General features: G+C 63.2%; 4 protein-coding genes. 3 read left to right on the forward strand and 1 reads right to left on the reverse strand.

Annotation, left to right across the window (positions count from 1 at the left end; translation table 11 throughout):
* Positions 1–68 precede the first annotated feature (68 nt).
* The gene (locus tag IDM28_RS04800; RefSeq protein WP_188035464.1) at positions 69–1412 is read right to left on the reverse strand and encodes an OprD family porin; all 1344 of its coding nucleotides are present in this window, start codon (positions 1410–1412) and stop codon (positions 69–71) included.
* A gap of 348 nt (positions 1413–1760) precedes the next feature.
* On the opposite strand from IDM28_RS04800, the gene IDM28_RS04805 reads away from it, so the two are divergent.
* The 3 genes from IDM28_RS04805 to IDM28_RS04815 all read left to right on the forward strand — a co-directional run bounded on the left by IDM28_RS04805 (position 1761) and on the right by IDM28_RS04815 (position 7534).
* Positions 1761–3032: a TolC family protein gene (locus IDM28_RS04805; RefSeq protein WP_188035465.1), complete on the forward strand. Its 1272-nt coding sequence runs from the start codon at positions 1761–1763 to the stop codon at positions 3030–3032.
* 68 nt (positions 3033–3100) lie between these two features.
* Positions 3101–4360, forward strand: a complete 1260-nt coding sequence (locus IDM28_RS04810; RefSeq protein ID WP_188035466.1) for an efflux RND transporter periplasmic adaptor subunit — start codon at positions 3101–3103, stop codon at positions 4358–4360.
* 24 nt (positions 4361–4384) lie between these two features.
* Positions 4385–7534 (forward strand): efflux RND transporter permease subunit, encoded by a 3150-nt coding sequence (locus IDM28_RS04815; RefSeq protein ID WP_188035467.1) that lies wholly within the window; start codon positions 4385–4387, stop codon positions 7532–7534.
* The last annotated feature ends 17 nt before the right edge of the window (positions 7535–7551 follow it).

A 7551-nucleotide genomic window follows, 5' to 3' on the forward strand; every position in this document is an offset into this window, starting at 1 on the left:
CGCCAAAAGATCCACCTTTACCAAAGGAGCGCTTGGCTACTCAAGGTGAATGGGTACAACTTGCGGTATTACAGGATCGACAACGGGTATTCGATGATCAGGCGAACTTCATCCAGGTCCGATTCAAAGGCGGTAGCGCGGGTGTTGGCCTGGCGCATGCGCACTGACAAGTCCTTGGCCGGGCCCGCCTGCACCACGTACTTGACCTCGATGTTGCGCTCCCAGCGTTTCTGCTCGGTGAGCGGGTCGCCGTTGCTGTCAGTACGCAGGTAGAAGCGGTTGGCGTTGCTGTAGTCCGCGCCGCTGCCACGGGCATAACGGGTCATGAACGACAGCCCGGGGATCCCATAGCTGGCCATGTCCAGGTCGTAGCGCAGCATCCATGAGCGCTCTTTCGGCGAGTTGAAATCGCTGTACTGGATCGAGTTGTCGACAAAGATCGAATCCGACTGGCGCAGGTAATCGAAATCGTCGTCGCCGTTGTTGCGCTGGTGTGACAGGGCCAACGTGTGCGCGCCAAATTGAACGCCTACTTTGGCGCTCCAGATGTTGTTGTCGAATTCGCCCAGGCGCTGTTTGCCTTGATCGACAGCCTTGTAGTAATTGGCACCGCCGATCAACGCCAATTGATCGCTCAACGGATAATTCAGGCTGATGCCGGTGTAGTACTGATTCCACACGTCTTTCAACTGACTGGCATAGGCGCTGACACTGATGGTGTCGTTGACCTGGTAATCACCGCCGCCGTAGCCGATCCACGGTGAGTCCACTGCGCCGCCGTAGAACGTGACGAAGCTGTCATTGAGGTCGCTGGAGACCGGCTGGCTCATTGCATGCAGGCGGCCACCTTGCACGGTCAGGCCATCGATGCTGGTGTTCTCGACGGTGACGCCACGAAAACTCTCTGGCAGCAGCCGCGAATCGCCGGCAGCCACCACTGGCGTCGACGGGAACACATCACCGACTCTGACCGTGGTGTCGAACAGGCGCACCTTGGCCGCAGCGCCGAGTTTGCTGTACTCATCGCGGGCCTCGCCATTGCTGGCGACAGGCAGGATGTCGAAGGAGCTGCGGCCGCCGTTGCGCCCGTCGCCGGTGTCGAGCTTCAGCCCGAGCATGGCAAAGGCGTCGATACCGAAGCCGACTGTACCTTGGGTGAAGCCGGAACTGAAACGGCTGATGATCGCGTGGGCCCAGGCCTCGGAGTAGCCGTTGGTATTGCCCTTGCCGCTGTTGTAAGTGGGCGCTGCCGCGCTGCGATCATCCCGATTGAAATAGAAGTTGCGGTTGAGGACGGTCAGGCTACTGCCTTCGATAAAACCTTCGGCTTGGTCAGCAGCGTTAGCCGAAACTGCATAAGTTGCCGATAATGCGGAACTTGCCGCTACACACAGCGCTAGTTTGACATTCATCCAGAGCTCCCCTGATACGGCAGTTTTTATTAGTGTGCCAAAGGTTGTTTTTATGAAATCTGCCTCGGCGGCGCAGGGATATATGCGCTGGATATATCGTTGCAGTCAGAAGATAACGGCAGGGTAATCCGATCATTACAATTTGGTCATTTTCCTGTTGCCCGACCACGTCAACGGGACGCGCTGGAAAGTTACGCCGCATTCACTTCCTTGCAAAATTGTAATGTTGCCGCCACCGCGCTGATAGCTGCCGTTCATTAGCGTGCCTGCACTTGATTCAACAGGGCTTGGCGGCGGCCGCAGGGTGCTTGCCAGGTTTCAGTGAAATGTGTGCAGAGGACCCTTACCGTGCCCCGGTTCAACCGTTCCACCTTGATCAGCAAGCCAGCCTGGGCGTGCCGGCTGCTGGCTGTCTGCGCGCTGATCGGCGCCGGCCTGCCCGCGCCGGCACTGGCCCAGGGCCTGAGTTTGACCCAGGCCCTGGCCCAGGCCATGGCGGCCAACCCGCAGTTGGCAGCTGCCCGCCAGGAAATCGGCATCGCTCAAGGTGCGCGTGACCAGGCTGGGGTCATGCCCAACCCTGAGCTGTCTTACGAGGTTGAAGACACTGACCGCAACAGCAGCACGACCACGGTCACGCTCAGCCAGGCGCTGGAGCTGGGTGGCAAGCGTGGTGCGCGCATCGAAGCTGCCAGCTACGGTCAGAGCGTCGCTCAGCTGGAGCTGGCGCGTCAGGTCAACAGTCTGCGTGCCGATGTTGTGCAGGCCTTTCATGCCGCGCTGCGCGCGCAGGTCGGGGTCGATCTGGCGCGCCAGTCGCAGCAGCTCGGCGAACGCGGCCTCAAGGTTGTCGATGGCCGGGTGCGGGCGGGCAAGTCGTCGCCGGTCGAGGCGACCCGCGCCCAGGTCGAGCTGGCCGAAGCGCGCCTGCAGTTGCGCCGTGCTGAAACCGAACAGGCCATGGCTTACCAGAACCTGGCCCTGATCAGCGGCAGCGCCACTGCCGATGTTCAGCGGCTGGATGCGCCGAGCCTGTCGCCTGGCTTGCCGCCATCCTCCGTCGACCTGCTGGCCCGGCTCGAGCAGACCGCCGAGATGCGCCACGCGCTTGCCGTGATCGACCAGAGCGATGCCGCGCTTGGCTCGGAAAAGGCCCTGCGCGTGCCCAACCTCACCGTCAGTGTCGGCAGCCAATACGACCGCACCGTGCGCGAGCGGGTCAACGTGGTCGGCCTGTCGATGCCGTTGCCGCTGTTCGATCGCAACCAGGGCAACGTGCTCTCGGCGGCGCGCCGCGCCGATCAAGCGCGCGACCAACGCAACGCGGTCGAGCAGCGGCTGCGCAGTGAAACCCAGAACGCGCTGCTGCAATGGACCCGCGCAATGCACGAGGTCGAGACCTACGAGCAGGCCATCCTACCGGCAGCCCAGCAGGCGCTCGACAGCGCCACGCGCGGTTTCGAAATGGGCAAGTTCGGCTTTATCGAAGTGCTCGATGCCCAGCGCACCTTGATCACCGCACGCGGCCAGTACCTCGACTCGCTGGGCGCCGCCAGTGCTGCCCGGGCGCAAGTGGAACGGATCTACGGCGACCTTGATGGTGCCGTTGCCGCGCGTTGAGCGGCCAGACGCTTTATTCGGTACCTGGCGGCTGAGCTCGCCACTGCCCACGATCAGCAGGAGTAGCAATGAACAACACACGCAAGATCGCCCTCGCGGTTGCCGCCGTGGCCGCCCTCGGCCTGGGCAGCCTGCTCTGGAGCTCGAATACCGAGCAGCACGCCGATGCCCATGGCAAGGATGACGATCATGGCCATGCCGAGACGCAGGCGACGCCAGCCAAAAACTCAGGTGAGGATGATCACGACCACCAGGAAGGCGCTGAAGACGAGCACACCGAAGCAGGCCATGGAGAAGAGGAGGGCAAGCTGACCCTCAGTGCCGAGCAGATCAAGGCTGCGGGCATCGTCCTCGCCCCTGCAGGGCCACGCCAGCTCGGCACCGTGGTGAGCTTCCCGGGTGAAATCCGCTTCGACGAAGACCGCACCGCGCACGTGGTGCCGCGGGTGCCTGGCGTGGTCGAAAGCGTGCAGGCCAACCTCGGCCAGGCGGTGCGCAAGGGCCAGGTGCTGGCGGTGATCGCCAGTCAGCAGATCTCCGACCTGCGCAGCGAACAGCAGGCCGCCCAGCGCCGACTGGAGCTTGCCCGGCTGACCTTCACCCGCGAACAACAGTTGTGGCAGGACAAGATTTCTGCCGAGCAGGACTACCTGCAGGCCCGCCAGGCCCTGCAAGAGGCTGAGATTGCCCAGGCCAATGCCCGCCAGAAAATCGCCGCAATCGGCTCTGCCATCGGGGCCGCCGGCGGCAACCGCTATGAACTGCGAGCACCGTTCGATGCAGTGGTGGTGGAGAAGCACCTGAGCGTCGGCGAAGTGGTCAGCGAGGCCACCAACGCGTTCATTCTGTCTGACCTCAGCCAGGTCTGGGCGACGTTTGCGGTGCCGCCCAGTGACTTGAACAAGGTCACCACCGGCCGCGCGGTCAAAGTGTCCTCGCCAGACATGAATGCCGAAGTCGACGGCAAGGTCGGCTATGTCGGCAGCCTGCTCGGTGAGCAGAACCGCGCGGCAACCGTGCGTGTCACCCTGACCAATCCCGAGGGTGCCTGGCGCCCGGGCCTGTTCGTGAATATCGCGGTCACGGCGGAGTCGGCCCAGGTCGCCGTGGCCGTGCCCGAGTCGGCTGTACAAACCCTCGAAGCACAGCCTGCGGTATTCGTGCGCAGCGTCGACGGCTTCGAGGCGCACCCAGTCAGCCTTGGTCGGCGTGACGGCGGTTATGTGGAAATCACCACGGGCCTGCAGGCCGGTGTCGAGGTCGCTGCCAGTGGCAGTTTCACGCTCAAGTCGGAGCTGGGCAAGGCCACTGCCGAGCACAGCCACTGATGCGCCGCGAAAGGAAGATTGCCCATGTTTGAACGTCTTATCAGATTCGCCATCGAGCAGCGCATCGTGGTCATGATCGCAGTGCTGATCATGGCTGCGGTCGGGGTTTACAGCTACCAGAAGCTGCCCATCGATGCGGTCCCGGACATCACCAACGTCCAGGTTCAGATCAACACCGCCGCACCAGGCTATTCACCGCTGGAGACCGAGCAGCGCATCACCTTTGCCGTGGAAACGGCCATGGCCGGCCTGCCGGGGTTGCTGCAGACCCGCTCGCTGTCGCGCTCGGGCCTGTCGCAGGTCACGGTGATTTTCAAGGACGGCACCGACATCTTCTTCGCCCGGCAGCTGGTCAACGAGCGTCTGCAGGTGGCCAAGGCGCAATTGCCGCAAGGCGTCGAAGCGATCATGGGGCCGGTATCGACCGGGCTCGGCGAGATTTTCCTGTGGACCGTCGAGACCGAGCCTGGCGCGTTGAAGGAAGACGGTACGCCCTACACCCCGACCGACCTGCGGGTGATCCAGGACTGGATCATCAAGCCGCAGTTGCGCAACGTGCCCGGGGTTGCCGAAATCAACACCATTGGCGGCTACGCCAAGCAGTACCAGATTGCGCCCGATCCCAAGCGCCTGGCTGCCTACAAGCTGACCTTGAATGATTTGCTGACTGCCCTGGAAAGCAACAACGGCAACGTTGGGGCCGGGTACATCGAGCGCAGTGGCGAGCAATTGCTGATCCGCGCACCTGGCCAGGTGGGCACTGTCGATGACATCGCCAACATCGTCATCAGCAGCGTGGGCGGCGCGCCGATCCGCGTCAGCAATGTCGCCGAAGTCAGCATCGGCAAGGAACTGCGCTCCGGCGCTGCCACCGAGAACGGCCGTGAGGTGGTGCTCGGCACCGTGTTCATGCTGATCAACGAGAACAGCCGCAGCGTGTCGCAAGCGGTTGCCAGCAAGCTCGCCGAGATCAACCGCACGCTGCCCGATGGCGTGGTGGCGGTCACCGTCTATGACCGCACCAATCTGGTCGAAAAAGCCATTGCCACGGTCAAGAAGAACCTGATCGAAGGGGCGATCCTGGTCATCGTGATTCTGTTCCTGTTCCTCGGCAATATCCGCGCGGCGTTGATCACGGCGATGGTGATCCCGCTGTCGATGCTGTTCACCTTCACCGGCATGTTCAACAACAAGGTCAGCGCCAACCTGATGAGCCTGGGCGCGCTGGACTTCGGCATCATTGTCGACGGCGCGGTGGTGATCGTGGAAAACGCCATCCGACGTCTGGCCCATGCCCAGCACAAGCACGGGCGCATGCTGAGCAAGACCGAGCGTTTCCATGAGGTGTTCGCGGCGGCCCGTGAGGCGCGCCGGCCGTTGATCTTCGGCCAGCTGATCATCATGGTGGTGTACCTGCCGATCTTTGCCCTCACCGGGGTCGAGGGCAAGATGTTCCACCCGATGGCGTTCACCGTGGTGCTGGCGCTGCTCGGCGCGATGATCCTGTCGGTGACGTTCGTGCCTGCCGCAATTGCCATGTTCGTCACCGGCAAGGTCAAGGAAGAGGAAGGCGTGGTCATGCGCACCGCGCGCCAGGGTTACCAGCCGGTGCTGCGCTGGGTGCTGGAGCATCGCCGGTTTGCCTTCGCCGGGGCGTTCATCGTGGTACTGCTCAGCGGCGTGCTGGCGACGCGCATGGGCAGCGAGTTCATCCCCAGCCTGAGCGAGGGCGATCTGGCCTTGCAGGCGTTGCGCGTGCCCGGCACCAGCCTGACCCAGTCGGTCGACATGCAGCAGCGTCTGGAAAAAGCCATCATCGAGCAGGTTCCAGAGGTGGAACGGATATTTGCCCGTACCGGCACCGCCGAGATCGCCTCCGACCCGATGCCGCCGAACATCTCCGATGCCTACATCATGCTCAAGCCGCAGAGCCAGTGGCCCGACCCGAGCCTGTCGCGGGAGGCATTGATCGCCCAGGTGCAGAAGGCAGCCGCCAGCGTGCCGGGCAGCAACTACGAGCTGTCGCAGCCGATTCAGTTGCGTTTCAACGAGCTGATCTCCGGTGTGCGCAGTGATGTTGCGGTCAAGGTTTTCGGCGATGACATGGATGTGCTCAACCGCACTGCGGCCAAGATCGCCACGGCGTTGCAGGGCGTGCCAGGTGCGTCCGAGGTCAAGGTCGAACAGACCACCGGCTTGCCGGTACTGACCATTAATATCGACCGCGACAAGGCCGCACGTTATGGCCTGAGCATGGGCGCTGTGCAGGACGCCATCGCCATCGCGGTAGGTGGCCGTGAGGCTGGCACCTTGTATGAAGGCGACCGCCGTTTCGACATGGTAGTGCGTCTCTCGGAGACCTTGCGCACCGACGTTGCCGGGCTGTCCAGCCTGTTGATCCCGGTGCCGGCAAGCGCCGCCAGCGGGGCCCAGCAGATTGGCTTCATCGCCTTGTCGCAGGTGGCCAGCCTGGACCTGCAGTTGGGGCCCAACCAGATCAGCCGCGAGAACGGCAAGCGCCTGGTGGTGGTCAGCGCCAACGTGCGCGGGCGTGACCTTGGCTCGTTCGTCGCGCAGGCCAGCGAGACCCTGGCCAGCACGGTCGCCATCCCGGCAGGTTACTGGACCAGCTGGGGCGGCCAGTTCGAGCAGTTGCAGTCGGCGGCCAAGCGCTTGCAGATCGTGGTGCCGGTGGCCTTGCTGTTGGTCATGACCTTGCTGTTCCTGATGTTCAACAACCTCAAGGACGGCTTGCTGGTGTTCACCGGGATTCCCTTTGCCCTGACCGGCGGGGTGGTGGCGCTGTGGCTGCGTGATATCCCGCTGTCGATTTCGGCTGGGGTCGGCTTTATTGCCTTGTCCGGGGTCGCGGTGCTCAACGGGCTGGTAATGATCGCGTTTATCCGTGGCCTGCGCGAGGAGGGTCGCAGTGTCAGGCTGGCCGTGGATGAAGGTGCGCTGACCCGGTTGCGACCGGTGTTGATGACGGCGTTGGTGGCGTCGCTCGGCTTCATCCCGATGGCCTTGGCCACCGGCACCGGCGCTGAGGTGCAACGGCCGCTGGCGACCGTGGTGATTGGCGGGATTCTGTCGTCTACGGCGTTGACGCTGCTGGTGTTGCCGGCGCTGTATCACTGGGTGCATCGGCGTGATGATGAGGTAGAGCAGGCTTGAAGTAGTTGCCCAAGAAA

The organism is Pseudomonas sp. EZ-C24, from assembly GCF_014525325.1.
GTDB classification, from domain to species: domain Bacteria; phylum Pseudomonadota; class Gammaproteobacteria; order Pseudomonadales; family Pseudomonadaceae; genus Aquipseudomonas; species Aquipseudomonas shirazensis.